The sequence below is a fragment of the Citrobacter sp. Cb080 genome, from assembly GCF_030334745.1.
GTDB lineage: Bacteria > Pseudomonadota > Gammaproteobacteria > Enterobacterales > Enterobacteriaceae > Citrobacter > Citrobacter braakii.
The window spans coordinates 1-20981 of record NZ_JAOWDG010000070.1 but is presented as its reverse complement, the minus strand read 5'-3'; the positions used below and the strand labels follow the sequence as shown (position 1 = coordinate 20981).

Genomic DNA, 20981 nt, shown 5'->3' with positions numbered 1-20981 from the left:
GGTCCCGCGCCGGCCATAATCAGCGGCAAGAGAGTGCACATTTCTGACCGCTCACTCTAGACAAAATTCATTAATAATCCAATTGTTGGTCGCCGATTATCTGTACAAAATCGAAAATATTTTATGTCGATGGGAACAGACCGAATCCCATGTAAATTCAATTAAAGTAAACCACACCGCCGTTTACTTCGATCTTGCGCCTCCTGATACAGCGCAAACTCATCATAAACCGCACACCCCAGCGCCTGTTCAAACGCGTCGCGGCTGGAATTACCGTGGCTACGGGCCTGAGTTTCATTCCCCAGATTAGACTGGAAAATCCCCGCGGCGCTCACCGGTAAAAAATCTTCGTAGGTAATGGGCTGAGCAACCAGCCAGCCCCGCTCAATGAGCGGCTGCGGGTCGTCATCCGGGCGAATCGCCTGTCGATGCGCCTCGCCCGACGGCGTCAGCCGGTAGCGGAACCAGGCAAGCCCCTGCTGGCGCAGCAGAAATTCGCTGTCCGGGAATGCTTTGAACACCTCCTGCAAATGCAGCTGATGTGTCAGGTTGTCTTTTCCCGTTCCCGCTTTATTCAGCAATTCGTCGTACAACGCTCTGCCTTTCGGCGTCAGGGCCACGCCGCGCTGTTCGATTTCACCAAAACGCGCCGTGTGAGTGCCACGCATTTCACCGGCAAATAACACCGGCTCTTCCAGCGCTTTAAAACTGGTCTGGCGCAATAAAATGGGCACCTCGCGGCGCGGCGGCCCTTCAATCAGTATTTTGGGTTCAATGCCGCACTCCGGCATCATCGACTGAACCCGGTCGATATCCAGCGTACGCGGCGTCAGATGGTTAATATGACACCCAGGGAAACACACCACATCAGCAATCAGCCGGTGCTCATTGTGCAATGCGTGATAGGTCGCCTCATCGACCGTGGCATGCTGATGCCAGCGGAAAGTTTCCAGCGCTTCTTGCACAAACTCCTGCGCCTGCTCAGGCGTAAAACTGCCCTGCACATCAAACTCATCCAGCAGCTCGTGACAACGACGGGTGAAAATATCGCGTTTCGCGAGGATCTCCGCGGCTTTTTGCCGTAGCGCGGCGTTTTCGATTAATTCGAGCCGCAATAACGAGGTGAATACCCGAAACGGGTTGCGCGAAAGCGACGCATCGTCAATGGGACGAAACGCGGTGGAATGCACGGGAACACCGGCCTGGGAGAGATCGTAATAACTCACCGGATACATGCCCATAATGGCAAACATCCGGCGTAGCGTAGAAAGCTCCTGCGCAGTGCCCACCCGAATGGCGCCGTGGCGCTCAACGTTTAGCCGGGCCAGCTCATCTGCATTCGCCAGTTTTTCATGCAGCGTAGGATTATTTTCCAGTACCGCCAGATTCACATCAGCGACAAGTTCCAGCAACGTGCCATATTGCGGGACTTCCTGCTGGTACATTGCTGACATTGCCTGCGAAAATTGTTCCCGAATCTCATCTGCCGTGATGGTGTTCGCCATAATGTCATGCCTCCAGTGAATATTACCTGGAGTGTAGAAAACGCCGCTGACTCCGGTGGGAAGAATTTACAAAGTGTGACCCCGCGTAAATTTCCCACCCCTACAGACGGTGAACAGAACCTACTGGCGTGGTTTTAAATGACTTTCCAGCCAGGGCAACATCTGTTTTTTACGGCTGAGCATCCCCTCCACCTTACAGGGCTGCGGGATGTCTGACAGCTCTGGACCGGCAAACCACAGGCTGGTGTCGCCCAGATTGATATCGGTGAGCATCAGTACAACCAGAGCGGCATTCTTTTCCTCTGCATAGCGCGCCATTTCCAGACGGAGATCGTCCAACACCGCATCCACCTGTTGCAGCGCATACAGTTCAAGCTGCGCCACACAAACAGAATGTCCATGAATGGTGAAGGTTTTAATGTCTTTCTGCAGAAGCTCGCGAGCGCTCATGCCTTCCACGCTTGTTTTAGCAGACAGCAGGTCGCGACTAAACGCCTCGAGATCCACACCGGTTTTTTGGGCCAGGGCCTCCACCGCCAGGCGATCGTCAGAGGTGGTCGTTGGCGAACGAAGCGTGACAGTGTCACTCAATGCGGCACCCAGCAATAAAACGGCCTCAGCGGCAGACAACTGGCTGCGCTCCTCTTCCGTCATCAGTTGCCATAACAGCGTCGCGCTACTGCCGACTGGCTTCACCCACACTTCAGGTGGCAGACGAGTGACTAATCCACCGAGTCGGTGATGATCGATAATTCCCACGACGTTACTTTCTGCCAGCGATGCCGGCCCCTGGGCAGGCTCGGTGAAATCGACCAGCCACACATCACGATCGGTCAGTTCAAACGTCAGCCGTTCGGGCATCGTCAGTCCTGCATGCTCAAAGATAAATTGCGTTTCGCGGTTAGGTTCGCCCAGACGCCATGCCGTCGCCTGCTGGCCACGTAAAGTAAGCCAACGCGCCGTCATGGCGGCGGTACAAATGGCATCGCTATCGGGGTTAAGGTGCCCTATTACATCTATCATTAATCAGTACCTTGTGAAGAGAATGGTTCAAAAGCAAACAATAACGAAAGTATATCGGCTGGACGCATTCTCTTCCATGATCCCACCACCCGGCAGCGCTGTACAAAACATAAGCAAAATAAATCATTTGTAAGTAAAATGGGATAAATGTTAATAATATTTTGCTATCAAGTTATCAAAATCAAACAACTTCACTTGTCACCGATACGACTCTGTTTTTAACATCGCTTATGGAAAAAAATGTTCTGTTCAATCAGCGCATTCGCTTGCGCCACCTTCATACTTTTGTCGCCGTTGCACAGCAGGGAACGTTGGGCCGCGCGGCTGAGACCCTTAACCTGAGCCAACCAGCCCTCTCCAAAACGCTGAATGAACTGGAGCAACTGACCGGTACCCGGCTCTTTGAGCGTGGCCGCCTTGGCGCACAATTAACGCTGCCCGGAGAACAGTTTCTTACCCACGCAGTCAGAGTGCTGGATGCGCTCAACACCGCCGGACAAGCCTTAAACCAGCGCGAAGAGTCACAGACGGATGTCGTACGGATTGGCGCCTTACCCACCGCGGCCCTGGGCATTCTGCCGGCGGTCATTGGCCCGTTCCATAAGCAGCAAATGGAGACCACGCTGCAGGTTGCCACCATGAGTAATCCCATGATCCTGGCGGGTTTAAAGTCAGGGGAAATTGATCTCGGCATTGGCCGTATGGCCGATCCGGAATTGATGGTTGGTCTGAACTACGAGCTGTTATTTCTGGAATCGCTCAAACTGGTCGTGCGCCCTAACCACCCGTTGTTGCAGGAAACCATTACGCTGAGTCGGGTGATGGAGTGGCCGGTGGTGGTTTCACCAAAAGGAACCGCCCCTCGCCAGCACGCAGAGGCGTTGTTGCAAAGTCAGGGCTGCAAAATGCCGCCGGGCTGTATTGAAACGCTGTCAGCATCGCTCTCCCGCCAACTGACGGTCGATTACGACTATGTGTGGTTTGTCCCTTCAGGCGCAGTTAGAGAAGATTTACGCCAGGCGACGCTGGTGTCGTTGCCGATACCCACCCACGGTGCGGGTGAACCCATCGGCATTCTTACCCGTGTCGATGTGCAGCTCTCTCAGGCCGCGCAGATCCTGATCGCCGCAATACGCAAAACCGTACCGTTTTGATGCCAAAAATTAAGGGACCATCAGGTCCCTTAATTGATTTTATTGTTAAAACGTTTCCCAGTTATCGCCACTGGCAGTTGCCGCCTGCGGGCGTGAATGGTCAGGCTTTGTCGTCACAGGCGCGCGTTTAATAGCACTTGTCCCTGTTAAACGGAATGTGCCAACAGCTTCCGTTAAGCGCGCCGCCTGCTCTTCCAGCGATGCCGCAGCGGCAGAGGCTTCTTCAACCAGCGAGGCATTTTGCTGCGTTACCTTATCCATTTCTGAAATTGCCTGACTCACCTGGACGATACCCCGGCTCTGCTCATCAGAGGCCGCTGCAATTTCCAGCATAATGTCGGTGACGCGTTTTACCGCATCGACAATATCCGTCATCGTATTGCCCGCAGCGACCACTTCTCCGGAGCCCTGGTCAATCAGTCGGACTGATTCGCTGATCAATCCCTCAATCTCTTTTGCCGCCTGAGCGCTGCGGCTTGCCAGCGTGCGCACCTCACTGGCAACCACGGCAAATCCACGGCCCTGCTCTCCAGCCCGCGCCGCTTCAACCGCTGCGTTCAGCGCCAGAATATTGGTCTGGAAAGCAATGCTGTTAATAACGGCTGTGATTTCGGAGATTTTCTTTGAACTCGTTGAGATATTGCCCATGGTTTTGACCACGCCAGAAACCATCTGACCGCCCCGACTGGCCTTACCGGAGGCATCTTCTGCCAGCTTGCTCGCATGATGCGCGTTGTCGGCGTTTTGCTTCACCGTCGCCGTCAACTCTTCCATGCTGGCCGCCGTTTGTTCAATCGCCGCAGCCTGTTGTTCGGTACGTGAAGACAGATCGGTGTTCCCCGCCGAAATCTCACTGGTACCGCGATAAATCTCTTCCGCGCCCTGACGCACCGTGCCTACCGTTGTCCCCAGCGAACGTTGCATTGTTTGCAGATGGCGGCTCAGGCGACCAATTTCGCTGCGCCCGGTCGGTTCCTCCGGCATGGTGAGATCCCCCGCTGAAATTTGCTCAATACGCTGGGCGGCACGCAACAGAGGATGAATGACGGTACGGCGCAGAACAATGAACGTCATCACGGTCAGCGCCAGCGCAAGAACGAATGCGCCCAGCATAAAAGCCATACCAAGCTGTGTACGCTGATGCGCCTGTTCGCTTAACTGATTCGCCCTGGTGGTACGAATGTCGATCGCCTTTAACAGCACCTTGTTGTAAGCAGAGTCCAGCGGTCTGGCCTGTTCATTTTCATGGTTGATGATCGCCTCAAACATGCCGTTTTTAGCGTACTTCAGCATCGGCTGTAAGCCGTCGGTATAGGCTTTGAAGCTGGCGCTCAGTTCAGCGTCTAACGCTTCATCGGCAGACGTTTTTACCGCGCGTGACATATAAGCATTGAAACCGTCCTGCGACTGCTTAATCCGTTTTTCTGCCTCGGCGATATTGGCCTTCATGTCATCCATTTCGGCAATACGGCTCGGCTCGCCGCGCCGGCGTGGATCATGTTGATACGCGCGGTACGCAAGTGGTTAGAGCTGTTAGATAACCCCATCCTGACCTGAATCTCATCGGTCACGTCACGCTGATCGCGATCGGCCTGCATAAGAAAATAGCTTGCCAGCCCGGAACTTAAGGCGAACAGCAGAAGGATGCCACCGAGAATGGAGGAAAACAGCGGAACCAGCCGGATTTGATGCAGAAAGCCCAGTTTATGCTGGGCTTGCATCGATGTAGTGTTGTCCATGACCGTCGACTCTCTTGTAGGGTTTATGCGTGAAAACACGCCCGTTAGATAGTCATCGGCAATCCGGGAAGTTTACTTACCGTGAAAAGCGCCGGATTCGTCACACTTTCACAACATAATTCTAAAAAATTCAGGAAAGTGCCAGCGGTGAAATCCGCTGGCCAATGAATTAGTTATCGCCAAAGTGGATAACGGTACGGATGGATTTACCCTGATGCATTAAATCGAACGCGTCGTTAATCTGCTCCAGCGGTAAACGGTGGGTAATAAACGGATCCAACTGAATTTTCCCGCTCATCGCATCTTCAACCATACCAGGAAGCTGAGTACGCCCCTTCACGCCGCCAAACGCGGAACCGCGCCAGACACGCCCGGTAACTAACTGGAACGGGCGTGTTTTGATCTCTTGTCCGGCTCCTGCCACGCCAATAATGATGCTTTCGCCCCATCCTTTATGGCAGCATTCCAGCGCCGCGCGCATCACGTTAACGTTACCGATACATTCGAAACTAAAGTCCACGCCGCCATCGGTAAGCTCGACAATCACATCCTGAATCGGTTTGTCGTAATCCTTCGGATTGATGAAATCGGTCGCGCCCATTTCACCTGCCAGCGTAAATTTTTCCGGATTGGTATCAACGGCCAGAATACGCCCGGCTTTCGCCTGCGCCGCGCCCTGAATCACCGCCAGGCCAATGCCGCCCAGACCAAATACGGCGACGGTATCACCTTCTTTCACTTTTGCGGTGTTATGGACCGCTCCGATACCGGTGGTCACGCCACACCCCAGCAGACACACTTTGTCCAGCGGAGCCTGCGGGTTAACCTTCGCCAGAGAGATCTCCGCGCAAACGGTGTATTCGCTGAAGGTGCTGGTGCCCATATAGTGATAAATCGGCTCGCCGTTATACGAGAAACGGGTTGTGCCATCCGGCATCAGACCTTTGCCCTGGGTCGCACGTACGGCCTGACACAGGTTAGTTTTACCCGATTTACAGAACTTACACTCGCCACATTCTGCGGTGTATAGCGGGATCACATGATCGCCCGCTTTCAGGCTGGTAACGCCTTCACCCACTTCAACCACAATGCCGCCACCTTCATGGCCGAGCACCGCCGGGAAAACCCCTTCCGGATCGTCGCCTGAGAGCGTAAAAGCATCAGTATGGCACACGCCTGTGTGGGTAATTTTAACCAGCACTTCACCTTTCTTTGGCGGTGCGACATCGATTTCGACAATTTTTAACGGTTGGCCGGGGCCGAATGCAACTGCTGCACGTGATTTCATTTGTCTCTTCCCATTATTGCGAGGTGATGGTGTTATTTTAGATAAGCACGCAGAAGATGGCCGATTTCAGCCATGCGCACGGCACGCTGGTCTGGGGTTGTTTCCCCGCTGACCAGTTCGTCTTTCAGGTGGATCTCAACCATTTCGCCCATCAGGCCATTGGATGCGCCGCGCACGGCGGCAATTTGTTGCAGGATAGCCAAACACGGCTCGCCGGACTCCAGCGCGCGCTCAAGCGCATCAACCTGACCGCGAATACGGCGTACACGGGTGAGAATGCGTTTTTTATCTTCGGGTGAATGCGGCATATGCCCTCCAAATACTATAGGGGGGTATACTATCAGTCTTTTTAACTAATTGTAAAATAAATAACTTGTTATTCTTTAATGAGTTGCACAAACAGCACATTTAGACATATGTGGACATATACAGCCTTTTTCATGCCCCCAAAGCAATTTTGCCCCCAATATGCCCCCCAATTTTACCTTCTTTAGCTATCGGACGTTTTAACGTGGCGCCAGGCACCAAAACTCTGCTACTGAGCGAACGTGATGAGTTGTTGCAACTTGATCACGTGTTCTGGATCTATGCTCACGGTTGGTGGATAAGCCTCCACTTATTAATGCCTGTGTCGAACTGCAGATGCCAGCAGGATGATATACCCGCGAGCTATCTTCATCGCTGAAGGCCAGCATATATTCATATCAGCAATTGGACACTCTTAGTCAAAACAGTCACGTGGTTGGAATTGGAGTACTTATCACCCAGCACTGTTTCTAAGAAAACCTATGAAAATTTCTTTGTCGGATTGTGAAAAATGCTAACTCAACGCTACATCATTTGGCGCAACATTGGTCTTTGAGGAAATTAAGCATCTGATAATACCTCAATAAATAATCACATTGCTTACCACATTCATAAGCAAGCTATATTTGAAATACTGCCAATCTCAAAAAGCCAACAAATACAACTCTGTTAAAAAAAGAGTTTCACACCATAAAAACCAACAATTACAATACAAAAACCTAAATATTGATTATTTTTTGGTTTATAAAAATAAATTTAATGATTTATACAAAATTATACGCTAAATGATTTTCTTTTTTCCTGAATTTCACTTTGATATACTTTAACTCGCTCCCGGATGGTATTGTTTTTAATGATGACAGTCCTTGTTATGAATTAGATAATGCTTAATGGAGACGAAGATGGAATGCATAAAAGAACATGACCAGCAACCTCAGCAAAGCTCTTTCCTGGAAAAAAAGAATCATATCCTTCCATCAGGAAGCATGTCTGACGATGAGTTCTGGTGCCTGATCGAGCTGACACCCATCCGCAGCGATAAAATCATCAGGGCATTACACGATTATTTCGTATTGAATCGCTCCAGAACTCATTGTTGCGACAAACATGGTGTTAGTAATGGCTACTTTGGAGCATGCATCAGCAGGTTTGAACATGTCATCCAGGTTGTTAATACGCTTCTTAATTATTACAAGATGTCAGACAGTAAATAAACCTCCAGAAAAATCGCTCGATATTTCAATATAATATAGTGAATTTTAACAGCATCTCGAATTTGTAACCAACTGACGCAATAAAAAACAATTATACCTCTTGGGAGCAGAAGATATTCGGATGCTTTTGTCAGTTCTTTGTAACTAATATTTAATAGTTCATGTGCTTTTCAACGCTTATATATTTTTGAAGGTGAGAATATGTCAACGCTGAAGAATACATTTTTTATCGCTCCGCCTGAAACTCCAACTCAGGCCGGACCTGACAATATCTTTTATGACTTTAATGATGGTGCCCGTGTATTGCTTCCTGAAGGGAAATGGCACGTCCGTCTGCTGGATGCGGATTCAGACAATATTCTTTTCTGCTGCGATGTGGATAAAGGCTGGGTGACCAGCAGTAAGAAATATTTCGTGCGTTTCCGCATTCAGGTATTCCGTCAGGGGGAAGATACGCCCCTGCTGGATGAAACCCTGAAATTAAAAGACCGGCCGGTGCTGATTTCATTCCCGACCGGTACGCTGGGCGATTTGCTCGGCTGGTTCCCTTATGCCGAACGATTCCAGTCTCTGCACAAGTGCCAACTGGAATGCACGATGGCACAGGACATTATCGACCTGCTGGCACCTCAGTATCCGCAGATACAGTTTTCCACGCCGGATAAGCCGCGCACGGAGGCGCCTTATGCCACCTATCGTGTGGGGCTCTATTTTGGCGGCGATACCGACAACCAGCCGGTGGATTTTCGCAAGGTCGGTTTTCACCGTTCTGCAGGCTACATCCTGGGCGTTGACCCGCGCGAAGCCCCCGTCCGGCTTGACCTTTCTGCGCCCCGGGTTATCCAGGAGCCTTATGTGTGTATCGCCACCCAGTCCACCTGTCAGGCGAAATACTGGAACAACGGCACCGGCTGGAGTGAGGTCGTGGCGCACCTGAAATCGCTGGGCTACCGGGTGCTGTGCATTGACCGGGATGCCCATTATGGCCAGGGCTTTGTCTGGAACCACATCCCCTGGGGAGCCGAAGACTTCACCGGAAAACTCCCGCTGCAGGAGCGGGTGAACCTGCTGCGTCATGCCAGTTTCTTTATTGGGCTGGCAAGCGGCCTGTCATGGCTGGCATGGGCTACCGGTATTCCGGTGGTGCTGATAAGTGGTTTCAGCCTGCCCAACAGCGAGTTTTATACCCCGTGGCGGGTATTTAATTCCCATGGCTGCTACGGATGCTGGGATGACACGTCACTCAATTTTGACCACCACGATTTTCTGTGGTGCCCGAGACATAAAAATACCGACCGGCAATTTGAATGTACCCGGCTGATAACCGGCGCCCAAGTCAATGGCGTCATCAATAAACTTCACCGTTCTTTAACTGACCAGGGTGTTGAGGCCACCCTGAAAAAAGGAGTAAGCAATGAATAAGGTATATAACACTGTCTGGAACGAATCCACCGGGATGTGGGTCGTTACCTCAGAGCTGACCCGTAAAGGGGGACGTCGTCCGCGTCAAATCAAGCGCACTGCTCTGGCAGGATTGATTGCCGGCCTGCTTATGCCGTCGCAGCCTGTGCTGGCAGCTGACTATGAGAATGAGAATCTAGGAACTGGACATCCCAGCTCTGCCGTATACCTTTCTGTAGGTGATACTGCGACTAACACAACTGTTAATAGTGGTGGTCTGTTGAGGCTCAGTGGTGGTAGTGCCACGAGCACAACAGTTAGCAGCGGTGGTCAACTGGATATCTTTAGTGGTGGTGCTGCGAGCACCACAATAATCAATGGTGGTAGAGAGCAGGTCTATAGTGGTGGCAGTGCCACGAACACCACGGTTAACAGCGGTGGTTATCAGATTGTCTATAGTGGTGGCAGTGCCACGAGCACCACAGTCAACAGCGGTGGTGAGCAGTACCTCGAGAGTGGTGCCAGTGCCACGAGCACTAAAATAAACAATGGTGGTCAGCAGATGGTTGTTGACGGTGCCATCGTGACTGCTACGACAATTAACGGTGGGGGGCAGTTTGTCGTCGGCAGCGCCACGAACACCATTATTAATAGCGACGGCTTACAGGTTATTTACAGCGGAGGTAGCGCTACAAGTACGACCATTAAGAACAATGGTTTATTAACGGTGTTTTCCGGTGGGAGTGCTGTTGCCATTACTCAGGAAAGCGGTGGCGCCATTAGCACTGACACCGACTCTTTCATAAATGGCACCAACGTTAAGGGAAGCTTCAGTATTGCCGGAGGCCGTGCGAGTAATATGCTGCTGGAGAACGGTGGTATGTTAACAGTACTCAACGGACATCTGGCCACAAATACCACCATTAATGACCAAGGGAGCGAGTTAATCTACAGCGGCGGTAACGCAATCAATACCGTTGTAAACAGCGGCGGGTCCCAGTCAATCGCCAGCGGCGGCAATGCTACAAGTACCACGATTAACAACAATGGTCAGCAGATTGTTAACAGCGGTGGCAGTGTTACCAATACAACAATCGCAGGCGGGAAATTGTATCTCTATGGCAGCGCCTCAAATACTAATATTCAAAACGGAGAAATGCTGATCTCAAGCGGCGGCAGTGCTGCAGGTACTTCTATTTTGAACGGGAGCCAGTCGGTCCTTAGTGGCGGCAGTGTAACGCATACAACCCTAACCAATAATGGGCAGCAGTATGTCTCAGGTGGCGCCAGTGCATTGGCTACAACCATGTACGACAGAGGGATCCGGAATGTCTTCAGCGGCGCTAGTGTCATGGATACCACCATGAACGGAGGCGGGACCCAGTATGTATACAGTGGTGCTATTGTCACGGACACCACTATGAATAGCGGCGGGAACCAATATGTCGATCTGGACGGCAATCTTATAAATACCACCATGAACGATGGTGGAAACCAGTATGTATATAGTGGTGGCAGTGCCACAAGCACCACCATAAACAGGGGTGGGAATCAGTATGTCTACAGTGGCGGTATTGCCACGGGTACCACTATTCACAACGGTGGATCTCAGCTTGTTTGGGGGAGTGCAACTGACACCACGCTTGATGGAGGACGCCAGGTTGTCAATAAAGGGATTGCCAGCAACACAACAATCAATTCTGGAGGAGTGCAATCTATCGAGGCGAGTGGAAATGCCAGCGATACGGTGCTCAACTTTGGGATTCAGAGTGTAAGTGGAAATGCAGAAAACACCACGATTAATAACGGATTCCAGATTGTCAATTTTGGGGGTACTACCACTAACACTACCGTCAATGGGGGCTGGCAAAATGTTTTATCCGGGGGCTCTGCAAGTGACAGCATGCTAAACATCGGGGGGATGCAGCACGTTTATAAAGGCGGCAGCATTACCAGAACCACGATCAACACCGGCGGTATTTTGCAGGTGGAGGCCGGTGGTTCAGCCTCTAAGGTTACCCAGAACAGTGGCGGAGCTGTCGTAACCAATACCAGTGCAGTCCTGAGCGGTACCAACGATAAAGGCAGCTTCAGTATCGCTGGCGGCAGTGCAGCCAATATGCTGCTGGAAAACGGCGGATACCTGACGGTGTTTGACGGTCATCAGGCCAGCGCTACAACTGTTGGCAGTGATGGTACGCTGGATATCCGCAGCGGCGGTGTGCTCCGTGGCACCACTTCCCTGCTGGATAAAAGTATACTGGTCGGTGATGTGGTCACAAATGAAGGGAACCTGTATTTCCTCAACAACAGTGCCGCGACTTTCGCAGGTACCCTGACGGGGACCGGTACCCTGACACAGGAAGGCGGGAGCACCCGCTTCAGCGGTCTGTTGTCTCAGGACGGTGGGATTGCCCTTCAGAGTGGCGGTGCCATGACGATGGATGCCCTTCAGGCTAAGGCTAATGTGACGACACAGTCAGGCACCACCCTGACGCTGGATAACGGCACCATCCTGACGGGGAACGTGGCGGGAGACAGCACCGGCGCAGGTGACATGGCGGTGAAAGGTGCGTCTGTCTGGCATCTCGATGGTGACTCCACTGTCGGTGCATTAACGCTGGATAACGGAACCGTTGATTTCCGTCCGTCAACAACCACGCGTCTGACGCCAGCCTTCCAGGCGGTCTCGCTGGCGCTCGGGAGTTTGTCGGGTAGCGGTATGTTCCGGATGAACACCGATATTGCATCGCATACCGGAGATATGCTGAAAGTTGCCGGTAATGCCAGCGGTAACTTTGTGCTGGATATCAAAAACACTGGCCGGGAGCCAGTATCTGCTGGCACGCCGCTTCAGGTGGTACAGACCGGTGGCGGTGATGCCATGTTTACCCTGAACGGCGGGAAAGTCGATGCCGGTACCTGGGAATACGGCTTGAGCAAGGAAAATACCAACTGGTATCTGAAAGCTGACACGCCTCCTCCGGTTACTCCGCCGACTAACCCGGATGCAGGTACATCGCCGTCTCCGGTGCGTCGCACAACAAAATCAGCCGACGCGGTACTGGGCATGGCAACAGCACCGGCATATGTCTTCAACAGCGAACTGCAGAATCTGCGCTTCCGTCACGGCGATTTCATGCAGAACACCCGTTCACCAGGAGGGGTATGGGGCCGTTATACCGGGTCTGATAATCGCATCAGTGGCGGGGCGAGCACCGGCTATACCCTGACCCAGAACGGTTTCGAAACCGGCGGTGACAAAGTCTTTGACCTGGGTGAAAGCCATTTAGCTGTGGGAGCATTCGTCTCTTACACCGACAACAGCATTAGCCATAATCGGGGCGGAGACAGCACGATCGGCAGTACCGGCGGCGGCCTGTATGCAACATGGTTTGATAATGACGGCTACTACGTGGACGGTGTGTTGAAATACAATCGCTTCAGCAATGAGCTGCGCACCCGGATGAGTGACGGTACGGCAGTTAAAGGCGATTACAGCCAGAACGGTTTTGGCGGCAGTCTCGAAGCGGGCAAGACCTTCAGTCTGAATGACAATACATGGGCTCAGCCATATGTGCGGACAACGGCGTTCCGCGCAGATGCGAAGGATATCAGCCTGAATAACGGCATGAAAGCCAGCATTGGGACGACCAAATCTCTGCAGGCCGAGGCAGGTGTTAATCTCGGCATGAACCTTGACATTGCCGGTAAGACAGTCAAACCGTACCTCAAGGCGGCGATCAACCATGAGTTTTCGGACAACAACAAAGTCCGGATTAACGACCGCTATGACTTTACCAACGATATCTCAGGGACGACAGGTAAATACGGTGCCGGGGTCAGTGCCCAGTTGACACCAAATGCAGAGGTGTGGGCTGAGGCAAACTACCAGAAAGGAGTGAATATCGAGTCTCCGGTGACCGGTAGCGTCGGTTTTCGCATCAACTTCTAACCAGGGATAGAAACGGCAGCCACATCTGTGGCTGTCTCCCTTTCAGTTGAACATTCACGCAATGAGCGGTGCCGGTCAGGTGCCGCTCTTTTTTCCAGAAGAATGAAGCATGTTGCAATGAACGGTCGTTCACTTTTAAAGTTGAGTGGCCCCTTCCATAAAACGCTGGCCGATATTTACTGGCACACATATATCCCGGATTTGTGGGTTCCTGAAATCACATTGTCTTTTGATGTGCCAGTTCGTAGTTACCCCGTCCGAAGAAACGTACAGCGCAGTACATCATCAGACGCCGCCAGCGCGGTACACCCAGTACGACCATTCCATCCAGGAAAATCCTGTCAGCCGCCCTTTTCGTCCGGAGTCCGTTCTCATACATCCAGTCATGAATGATGGCGGCTTTCGCGTAACGACCATGTGGCGGGAATACTGACCAGAGAAGGCGCGGTATACTGGCCAGGTCGGTAACGTACTCTGCGGGGACATGTATCACAGCATCCGAGTTATCCGTCAGCCAGAATTCAAACGGCTCAACCAGACGCCAGCGATAATCATTGAACATTTCCAGCGCGGCTGGGGTCGTAAATTTACTCACTTCCCACCTCCGGCCATCCCACCCGTTATGCACGAATATCCTCCAGCGTCTGCAGCGCAGCAACCTCGTCCTTCATCTGGCGCTGGCGTTCGTGGATCCGTCCCCCCTCCGTCACCATCGCCTGCGCCATTGCCCCGGCCAGTTCCTTTAGCTGTTTCATTGTCAGCGAAACTGAGTTATTCGACACGTCACTCCAGCCCAGCATTGCCCTCGCACCAGACACTTTCGCCGCCATCGCTACCGGTGCGAGCCGGGCCATGGAATCGGCCCCACCGGTTCCATTCAAACGTGTGCGGCTGAGCCTCCTGTTTGGTACGAGCTTCGTCAATTTTCAGGGAATAGTTAGCAAACGTTTCATCATCCAGCATTCCTTTAGATTTGAATTTTGCCAGTTGCTGTTGCTGTTGCTGTTTATCCAACTTATTTAATGCCGCATTTAGCGGATCGATTTGATCCAAAAGTTCCGAAAGTGCAGATTTTTCTTCATCTGTTGCTTTAGTTAGCTTTTTAGCCCCTGCCGCTGCATTCTCACCTGCCCGCGTCATCTTGACCAATGCAGAGGTCAAACTGTCAGCATTATTTTTAGCTCTAGTGCTATCGATAATTATTGCAAGGCGCGAGGTTTGCTCTGTCATTTAATGACTCCGGAAAAATAGAAAGCCCCGCGCAATGCGCAGGGCCAGACACCAGAGAAGTGTGGATTCTTAGAAGCGGTAACCGATGCCAACCATCCAAGTACCGACTTTCACATCCCCCAGTTTGGAATATTCATAAGACGTATCGATCGCCCAGTTGGGTACAGGGTTAAATTGTAAACCAACACCATAGGTTGCAGAGGTTTTGCTTTCAGAATCAGAGAAACCCAGTACATTAGATTCTACTCGTCCATGGGCAATTCCTAATAAACCATATGCACTAACATAGTCGTTAAAGCGATAAGCTGGGCCAGCGGAAATAGAATAATAATCTAAGTCTACATTACCAAACTTGTATCCGCCGAAATAGTAATTATAGCTTTCCCCTGTATACGTAAATGAAGATACAACCCCTAAATTTTCATTTAACTCATAGCGGTATTTTACGTTAAAACCAGTTGGGTCATCTTTTAAGCTCTCACCACCAGCTTTAACATTGCTTTGTGCATAACCACCTAAAACAGTATGCTTCAATTGTTCTGCACTTGCTGTCCCAGATGCAAAAAAAGCACCAATAATAAATGTTGCCAAAACTGATCTTTTCATAACAAATCCTTTTTAGTTTAACAAAATTTATTAATGCGCCAGATTCTCAATGGCGCAACCTTAGTTTATGAAAATAAATATTTTTAGCCAACAATTAATAACAGAAGAAATTTTTGACATACACAATTATGCATTTATAACGTTTTCACTAGTTACTATTTATCATTAACCATTCTTCATCAAGAGCGAATATTGCTGTATCAAACTCCTTACGCTCAATTAGCAAAGTATAGATTGAAAAATGGTCATTAATATCCCTTATAGATAATTGTAACGGTTGCTCAGTCATTCCTACATAACGACGGGATCGAGAAATGACTGCAAAAGCATTTAACATTCCCCAGGTAATTGCATCAATGTCAGGTTCGGGTAACCATAACTTCTCCTGTAAATAAAAAAGACCACCAGCGCCCCATAAAAAACAAAGCCCGATCAAAGCCACCCGCAGATGACTTTTGGTTTGTTGGTGCGATGGCGCGGATATGAAAATGGCCCGCCGTAACGAGTCTCAGAAACGACAAAACCCGCTCAATGGCGGGTTTCAACAAACAGATACCTAATTACTATTTAATGACAAATTTGGATGAACCATCCCCTAAAATTGAGGTGAACCTTAATTAGAATAAGGCTGCGAGGGCTATCATGAATATCCCTCCAAAAATTGTTATGTTTGCTACCATTTTTTTAGAGTACTTATCTGCCAGATGTGCAATAAAGAAGCAAAGCATCCCGCTTAACACAAACCATACCCCCATTGATATCCTCTTTATATACAGACGATTCCTGATCGGCCAGTAGTTAGCAATCATTACAATACTCGAACAATGTTTTATTTACCCGAGATTTTCTGTCTATTTTTACAGTTCAAAAGTAAATGCCTTAAAATCCTGGGAACCAAGCTTATAGGAGCCTAACTGCACGTGATAATCATCACCTCGTGTTTGTAGTTCTTTTCTTGCCATATACTCAGTCGCAAAAAACCCCACCAGATGCCATGGGGCAGGACGAAAAACGGCCCAACCAATTACTCTATCATGATCTGTAGGGTCGTGTGGTAATCCATGAACTACAAACATACATCATCTACCTTGCCAGGTTGCTCTTCTTCCTCTGCAATTTTTTTGAATTTTGCCAGGAAGTTATACATTGGTCTCATGCAGGGATGGGGATATCCCTCCCGCATAAAAATAACACACCTCTCCTCAACACTGACTATTGTTACCAATGTGCCACGGTCGTCTTTATACCGTTGCTGAGAGCTCGGGAAATCGTTCGCGTCAAACATACAGCACAATATACATTTGAAAAAACCACCTCACAGGAGGTGGAGGTCAACGCATGAAATATAATTTTATTATTGGTCGTATCGCCTACTACATGTGATAAGCGTTACATGGTTGAGGTGTCGGGTGCCTCCCGAGACATATCACCAGTCTTAATAAATAATATGCCAACAGCCTTCGACTGAAGCTCTCCAGGCCATTCCCGCACTTGGGAACACCTCAATAATTAATGCAGTGCCGGTTTTACCCGGAGAGTTCTCAGTCAGCCACTGGGACTCGCAACGATTTGATCAAACGCAGACAAGGGGGCTGTTTTGCCCCACTGTACATGGCTATCACTGCATTCAGATGACGTCTTATCAATTTTTTAACCCAAAGTACCGCGCATACTGGTAAACGACAAGACGATATTTGAATGCAAAAAAACATGGCACACGGCCCCCTATGGAGCTGAGAAGCAAAATTCACCCACAATTTCCTGACCCGCTTCGACTAACTTACATTAATCTGTGCCATAAAAAGGTCGGTTCGCAAACCAAATTTGTCAGCTTAAATTCGAGAGCCATCTCTGGCGTCGTCAACTGCACAAGGATGGATGCAGAGGTGGCTCTCATTCTCTTTCATAGACGCTACATAATATGAAAGAAAACTGGAGCGGGCAGCGGGAATCGAACCCGCATCATCAGCTTGGAAGGCTGAGGTAATAGCCATTATACGATGCTCGCATATGGTGCCGACTACCGGAATCGAACTGGTGACCTGCTGATTACAAGTCAGTTGCTCTACCTACTGAGCTTAGTCGGCATTAATTGGTTCTTCGGGAGCCAACATGACCGAGCAATAAAAGTCATCCCCTCAGAACCGCCATAAATAATACGGATAAAATCACTGTTTTCAACAACAAGCAATGTCAATTTTTGCAAAGTTATTATTGTGTTTTTATTTAACAATTTCACATGTTTTTAAAATTCAAAAAACATAGATATCATCTGCATGGTTAATTTCTAACGGTTTATTTAATTCATATTCAGAAAAAACAAAACCCGCACGATGGCGGGTTAAGTGTTGCTATTCGAAAAGGCGATGGATTTAGCCCGGCGCCCGCAGTAGCCATCCGGGTAAAAAAAACCAACCTGAATGGTTACCCATTCACAGAAAGCATCGAAAGATTTGAGCAGCGCAATGTCCCCGGTTCTCGTGGTGGCGATTTCGTGCAGATATTGTTCTGCTGCATCGCTCAGTGCGGGAGTATGCTCGCGCCCGACTAACTCGCAAAGAAAATCGACAAAACCTGAGACCATTTTTTGTTCCTGCGGCGTAATTGCCCCGCCTGTTGGTATCCAGTAGTTATTTTTTGATAGTTCCCATGTGGCCACAAAATCGGGCACCGGGATTGGTGTCCCAGACTTCTAACTAACGAATCACCGTGTAAAGCGGTTTTAGAGCCGCAACACCGAGCGCTTTGTCGATGTATTCTGCATCGCTGAACAGTCCGGATTTTTTCTGGAGCAGTGTAACTGGATTGTCACTCGCAAAGAGCTGTCAGTTGAAGACTCATGTAATTATGAACAATACGAATACCCCCGACTACAAACCGGGGGTTTCTATTTTTTAATACGCTATATATATAACAATTAGTTACTTATTCCGTAACTGCACACTCTGGCACGCGAATTTCCTTAATGAGCCTGGAAAAGCTTTTTAACGAACACATTCCCTGACTATTTTTCTCTTCACATGCAATTAATTTTAAATCAATTTTGCCGGCAGGTTTTTCTAATGACAACGGTTGTATATCCCTCATATCTCTCAGCGTCTGATAAACAAATGAAACCTGAACCCAATCCGTATTATCACTGGTTCTTTTCCACTTTTCGAATACAAGCTCCCCACCAGGAGGGGTATTATCGGGTTGACCGGGCAGCGACCAGTTAAGATCTAAAGCCCCGCTTAAATTTGCAAGATTGGTATCATGACCAGCAATAAACAACAGAGATACGGGTAATTTTATGCCATACCTGTTTTCTGTTGTACCATTTGTCAATAATGCAGTGTCTATCATATCGAGTAATGGTGTGGCTCTACTACGGGCAACTTCTGGAGTTCTTTGCAAAAGATCAAACTGAGCGTTATGCAGACTTAACAAATCTCTCCATTCTTTTTCTCCCGTAATACGCCCCCAGGCTACCTGTGGCATTCCCTGGGCCTCTTGCAACAGAAATATCTCAGTCAGCGTGGAAGAAAGACTCCAGGCACCAGGTAATGATACATTGTCAGGAGTTACCTTAAGTTCAGACGGTAAAGCCTCTGGTAATGTGCATTTCGTAGACTTTTCTGTAGTCTTACATGTCTCCGATTGTGAGAAATTTAAAACATTTTCCAGGGTCCGAAATGAAGATTGATAGCGTTGGGTATACAGTTCAATATTTCCTCCGGCCCGTTCCAGAATAGCGTTTTTAACCTTCAATGTGTTAAACGAACATTTCCCCATTTTTACTGGATTAAAAAGAGGATCAGTTTTTTCTTCATCCTTCTGATAATGCACTTGAATTTGACATTTTGGTGCTAACCCAGCCAGAAACGCCTCACCCGTTTTACGGGTGCGTTGATCCGTGTCTGCAATAACAGCAACCTGCCCTGGAGATGGGCACGTTTGATTATTCAACAGACCTTTGCTCGTGAACCATAAACGTTGATACTGACCTAATTCAGAAACAAGTTCTCCCCCACGAGGCGTTAGCCATCCTAACGGCACATCCCATTGTGGCCATTGATCGGGTGTGACATCTTTCATTATTGGAGTGAACTTCGTAGGTGCTCTTACTCCGTGACGACTCACTATCACAACCCGCTCAAGTTTCATACCGTTCTGCTCTTCAGCATGTATTGAGAAAGAACCGCATAAGAGAGAAAAAAATAATAAACGAATGATGAATGTACTTGATCTTGACCCTCCATCTCCGAACAGCTTTTGTATCTTAAGTTAACGATGTCCGCTGCCGCCGGTATTCCCTCGGGGAGTGATATCCCAGCGCGCTGTGCGGGTGGTTTTCATTGTAATGCGTGAACGCTACTGCAAGGTTTCGCAGTGCTGTTCTCACATCCGGTTTTGGCATGAACGCGATATAGTCTTCTTTCATCGTTTTCACGAACCGTTCGGCCATGCCATTACTCTGCGGGCTGCTCACCGCTGTTGTGCAGGGCTCCAGATTCAGCTCTCTCGCGAACCTCCGCGTTTCATACGCGGTATACGCTGAACCGTTATCCGTCAGCCACTGCACCGCTGTGTCGGGCAACCTGTCGCCGAAGCGCTTTTCCACCGACCTCAGCATCACATCCTGCACGGTCGAACTGTCATAGCCTCCCGTGCTTGCTGCCCAGTCTATGGCCTCACGGTCGCAGCAGTCCAGCGCGAACGTTACCCGCAGTTTTTCGCCGTTGTCGCAGCCGAACTCGAAGCCATCTGAACACCAGCGCATATCGCTTTCTGCCACCGCTATCTTGCCCTTATGTTCACGCTTCGGTCGCTCTGGTTTGTGATGCAACAACAACAGGTTATGCTCACGCATTATCCTGTAAAGCCGTTTGGCATTCACAGGTAGCTGTCCCTCTGTGCGACGTTGCTTGCGCAGGATGCCCCACACGCGTCGATAACCATAACTCGGCATATCGCTGATAATGTTGAGGATAGCCGACAGTATTTCTGCGTCTGCTTCTTCATTACGCCGGTTACAGCGCCTGTCCTGCCAGTCGGCAGAACGGTTAATCCGCAGTGACAGTTGCGCACGCGACACGCCCATGGTCCGGCAGACCATGGCTATTCCCCGTCCTTTGGCAACAAGGGCGCGTGCGCTATCCATTTTCGCGACTGACCGTACTCCACGGCTTCTTTCAGGATCTCAACTTCCATCGTCTTCTTGCCCAGAAGGCGCTGAAGCTCCCGGACCTGCTTCAGAGCAGCAGTAAGCTCAGAAGCAGGAACGACTTCCTCTCCAGCCGCAACGGCGGTGAGGCTGCCTTCCTGATATTGCTTCTTCCACTTAAACAGCAGGCTGGGCTGGATACCATGCAGGCGGGCGACATGGGAGACATTCATACCCGGCTCCATCGTCTGCTGGATAATGGCGATCTTCTCCTGAGGAGTTTTACGTTTACGGACTTCTTGCCCTAACAGGATCCCGGTCATCTCAAAATTGGCGTTAGTGTTAGACATATATTCAAGCCTATCTCTTATCTGGAGATACAGCTACTGTCCGGTGTTTCAGGGGGCTACATCA

General features: G+C 49.8%; 16 protein-coding genes, 2 tRNA genes and 4 pseudogenes. 5 read left to right on the top strand and 17 right to left on the bottom strand.

Translation table 11 applies throughout. From position 1 onward, the window contains the following. Nucleotides 1-161 precede the first annotated feature (161 nt). Nucleotides 162-1505 carry a 2-oxoadipate dioxygenase/decarboxylase HglS gene (hglS, locus tag OGV38_RS14775; protein ID WP_016156596.1) on the bottom strand — a complete coding sequence of 448 codons (1344 nt, stop codon included), beginning with the start codon at nucleotides 1503-1505 and terminating at the stop codon, nucleotides 162-164. A gap of 120 nt (nucleotides 1506-1625) precedes the next feature. Further along, the gene (locus OGV38_RS14770) at nucleotides 1626-2528 is read right to left on the bottom strand and encodes a manganese-dependent inorganic pyrophosphatase (RefSeq protein WP_088582967.1); all 903 of its coding nucleotides are present in this window, start codon (nucleotides 2526-2528) and stop codon (nucleotides 1626-1628) included. A 230-nt stretch (nucleotides 2529-2758) separates the two neighbouring features. Between OGV38_RS14770 and pcaQ the strand changes: the two genes are divergently transcribed. After that, the gene (gene pcaQ / locus OGV38_RS14765; RefSeq protein ID WP_003020288.1) at nucleotides 2759-3682 is read left to right on the top strand and encodes a pca operon transcription factor PcaQ; all 924 of its coding nucleotides are present in this window, start codon (nucleotides 2759-2761) and stop codon (nucleotides 3680-3682) included. A gap of 45 nt (nucleotides 3683-3727) precedes the next feature. On the opposite strand, the pseudogene OGV38_RS14760 reads toward pcaQ, so the two are convergent. The 3 genes and pseudogenes from OGV38_RS14760 to OGV38_RS14750 form a co-directional block, all read right to left on the bottom strand. Beyond that, nucleotides 3728-5421, bottom strand: a pseudogene (locus OGV38_RS14760) (methyl-accepting chemotaxis protein). Between the two features lie 169 nt (nucleotides 5422-5590). Continuing rightward, the gene (locus OGV38_RS14755; protein ID WP_181635425.1) at nucleotides 5591-6709 is read right to left on the bottom strand and encodes an S-(hydroxymethyl)glutathione dehydrogenase/class III alcohol dehydrogenase; all 1119 of its coding nucleotides are present in this window, start codon (nucleotides 6707-6709) and stop codon (nucleotides 5591-5593) included. A 32-nt stretch (nucleotides 6710-6741) separates the two neighbouring features. Then, nucleotides 6742-7017 carry a metal/formaldehyde-sensitive transcriptional repressor gene (locus OGV38_RS14750; RefSeq protein WP_003833178.1) on the bottom strand — a complete coding sequence of 92 codons (276 nt, stop codon included), beginning with the start codon at nucleotides 7015-7017 and terminating at the stop codon, nucleotides 6742-6744. A 188-nt stretch (nucleotides 7018-7205) separates the two neighbouring features. Here OGV38_RS14750 and OGV38_RS14745 point away from each other — a divergent pair. From OGV38_RS14745 to OGV38_RS14730, 4 genes and pseudogenes are all read left to right on the top strand, one after another. Then, nucleotides 7206-7398: pseudogene (locus tag OGV38_RS14745) on the top strand (SOS response-associated peptidase); the annotation flags it as partial. Nucleotides 7399-7917: 519 nt separating this feature from the next. After that, a complete protein-coding gene (locus tag OGV38_RS14740) occupies nucleotides 7918-8229 on the top strand; it encodes a PapB/FocB family fimbrial expression transcriptional regulator (protein WP_109018357.1) in 312 nt (103 codons plus the stop codon). A 201-nt stretch (nucleotides 8230-8430) separates the two neighbouring features. Next, the gene (locus OGV38_RS14735; RefSeq protein ID WP_269517260.1) at nucleotides 8431-9651 is read left to right on the top strand and encodes an autotransporter strand-loop-strand O-heptosyltransferase; all 1221 of its coding nucleotides are present in this window, start codon (nucleotides 8431-8433) and stop codon (nucleotides 9649-9651) included. Continuing rightward, entirely contained in the window at nucleotides 9644-13585 is a 3942-nt protein-coding gene (locus tag OGV38_RS14730) for an autotransporter outer membrane beta-barrel domain-containing protein (protein WP_286473806.1), read from the top strand. Before OGV38_RS14735 ends, OGV38_RS14730 begins: the two co-directional genes overlap by 8 nt. A gap of 217 nt (nucleotides 13586-13802) precedes the next feature. Here the strand turns inward: OGV38_RS14730 and OGV38_RS14725 are convergent, their stop codons facing one another. The 12 genes and pseudogenes from OGV38_RS14725 to OGV38_RS14670 all read right to left on the bottom strand — a co-directional run bounded on the left by OGV38_RS14725 (nucleotide 13803) and on the right by OGV38_RS14670 (nucleotide 20890). Continuing rightward, complete coding sequence (locus OGV38_RS14725; RefSeq protein WP_269517259.1) at nucleotides 13803-14180, bottom strand: DUF1353 domain-containing protein; 378 nt, start codon at nucleotides 14178-14180, stop codon at nucleotides 13803-13805. 25 nt (nucleotides 14181-14205) lie between these two features. Beyond that, nucleotides 14206-14415: a DUF4376 domain-containing protein gene (locus OGV38_RS14720; RefSeq protein ID WP_231040542.1), complete on the bottom strand. Its 210-nt coding sequence runs from the start codon at nucleotides 14413-14415 to the stop codon at nucleotides 14206-14208. A 73-nt stretch (nucleotides 14416-14488) separates the two neighbouring features. After that, nucleotides 14489-14815, bottom strand: a pseudogene (locus OGV38_RS14715) (phage tail length tape measure family protein); the annotation flags it as partial. Nucleotides 14816-14884: 69 nt separating this feature from the next. Further along, entirely contained in the window at nucleotides 14885-15421 is a 537-nt protein-coding gene (locus OGV38_RS14710; RefSeq protein WP_269517258.1) for an Ail/Lom family outer membrane beta-barrel protein, read from the bottom strand. A 148-nt stretch (nucleotides 15422-15569) separates the two neighbouring features. Then, a complete protein-coding gene (locus OGV38_RS14705) occupies nucleotides 15570-15863 on the bottom strand; it encodes a hypothetical protein (protein ID WP_269517257.1) in 294 nt (97 codons plus the stop codon). Between the two features lie 415 nt (nucleotides 15864-16278). Continuing rightward, nucleotides 16279-16497 (bottom strand): hypothetical protein, encoded by a 219-nt coding sequence (locus tag OGV38_RS14700; protein ID WP_269517256.1) that lies wholly within the window; start codon nucleotides 16495-16497, stop codon nucleotides 16279-16281. After that, nucleotides 16488-16706: a DUF4222 domain-containing protein gene (locus OGV38_RS14695; RefSeq protein WP_269517255.1), complete on the bottom strand. Its 219-nt coding sequence runs from the start codon at nucleotides 16704-16706 to the stop codon at nucleotides 16488-16490. Before OGV38_RS14695 ends, OGV38_RS14700 begins: the two co-directional genes overlap by 10 nt. 648 nt (nucleotides 16707-17354) lie before the next feature. Beyond that, nucleotides 17355-17429 (bottom strand) — tRNA-Gly (locus OGV38_RS14690). 3 nt (nucleotides 17430-17432) lie between these two features. Next, a tRNA-Thr gene (locus OGV38_RS14685) sits at nucleotides 17433-17508 on the bottom strand. Nucleotides 17509-17774: 266 nt separating this feature from the next. Beyond that, nucleotides 17775-18053: pseudogene (locus OGV38_RS14680) on the bottom strand (DUF1367 family protein); the annotation flags it as partial. A 293-nt stretch (nucleotides 18054-18346) separates the two neighbouring features. Next, the gene (locus OGV38_RS14675) at nucleotides 18347-19672 is read right to left on the bottom strand and encodes an AppA family phytase/histidine-type acid phosphatase (RefSeq protein ID WP_502874074.1); all 1326 of its coding nucleotides are present in this window, start codon (nucleotides 19670-19672) and stop codon (nucleotides 18347-18349) included. 10 nt (nucleotides 19673-19682) lie between these two features. Beyond that, a protein-coding gene (locus tag OGV38_RS14670) for an IS3 family transposase (RefSeq protein WP_117086587.1) occupies nucleotides 19683-20890 on the bottom strand; the annotation gives its coding sequence in 2 pieces (ribosomal slippage) (nucleotides 19683-20569 and nucleotides 20569-20890; 1209 coding nt in all). Nucleotides 20891-20981: the final 91 nt, after the last annotated feature.

What these genes read in the sequence shown, in the direction of transcription:
- hglS (WP_016156596.1), bottom strand. Translation starts at nt 1,505, where the DNA reads ATGGCGAACACCATCACGGCAGATGAGATTCGGGAACAATTTTCGCAG.
- OGV38_RS14770 (WP_088582967.1), bottom strand. Translation starts at nt 2,528, where the DNA reads ATGATAGATGTAATAGGGCACCTTAACCCCGATAGCGATGCCATTTGT.
- pcaQ (WP_003020288.1), top strand. Translation starts at nt 2,759, where the DNA reads ATGGAAAAAAATGTTCTGTTCAATCAGCGCATTCGCTTGCGCCACCTT.
- OGV38_RS14755 (WP_181635425.1), bottom strand. Translation starts at nt 6,709, where the DNA reads ATGAAATCACGTGCAGCAGTTGCATTCGGCCCCGGCCAACCGTTAAAA.
- OGV38_RS14750 (WP_003833178.1), bottom strand. Translation starts at nt 7,017, where the DNA reads ATGCCGCATTCACCCGAAGATAAAAAACGCATTCTCACCCGTGTACGC.
- OGV38_RS14740 (WP_109018357.1), top strand. Translation starts at nt 7,918, where the DNA reads ATGGAATGCATAAAAGAACATGACCAGCAACCTCAGCAAAGCTCTTTC.
- OGV38_RS14735 (WP_269517260.1), top strand. Translation starts at nt 8,431, where the DNA reads ATGTCAACGCTGAAGAATACATTTTTTATCGCTCCGCCTGAAACTCCA.
- OGV38_RS14730 (WP_286473806.1), top strand. Translation starts at nt 9,644, where the DNA reads ATGAATAAGGTATATAACACTGTCTGGAACGAATCCACCGGGATGTGG.
- OGV38_RS14720 (WP_231040542.1), bottom strand. Translation starts at nt 14,415, where the DNA reads ATGGCGGCGAAAGTGTCTGGTGCGAGGGCAATGCTGGGCTGGAGTGAC.
- OGV38_RS14710 (WP_269517258.1), bottom strand. Translation starts at nt 15,421, where the DNA reads ATGAAAAGATCAGTTTTGGCAACATTTATTATTGGTGCTTTTTTTGCA.
- OGV38_RS14700 (WP_269517256.1), bottom strand. Translation starts at nt 16,497, where the DNA reads ATGTTTGTAGTTCATGGATTACCACACGACCCTACAGATCATGATAGA.
- OGV38_RS14695 (WP_269517255.1), bottom strand. Translation starts at nt 16,706, where the DNA reads ATGTTTGACGCGAACGATTTCCCGAGCTCTCAGCAACGGTATAAAGAC.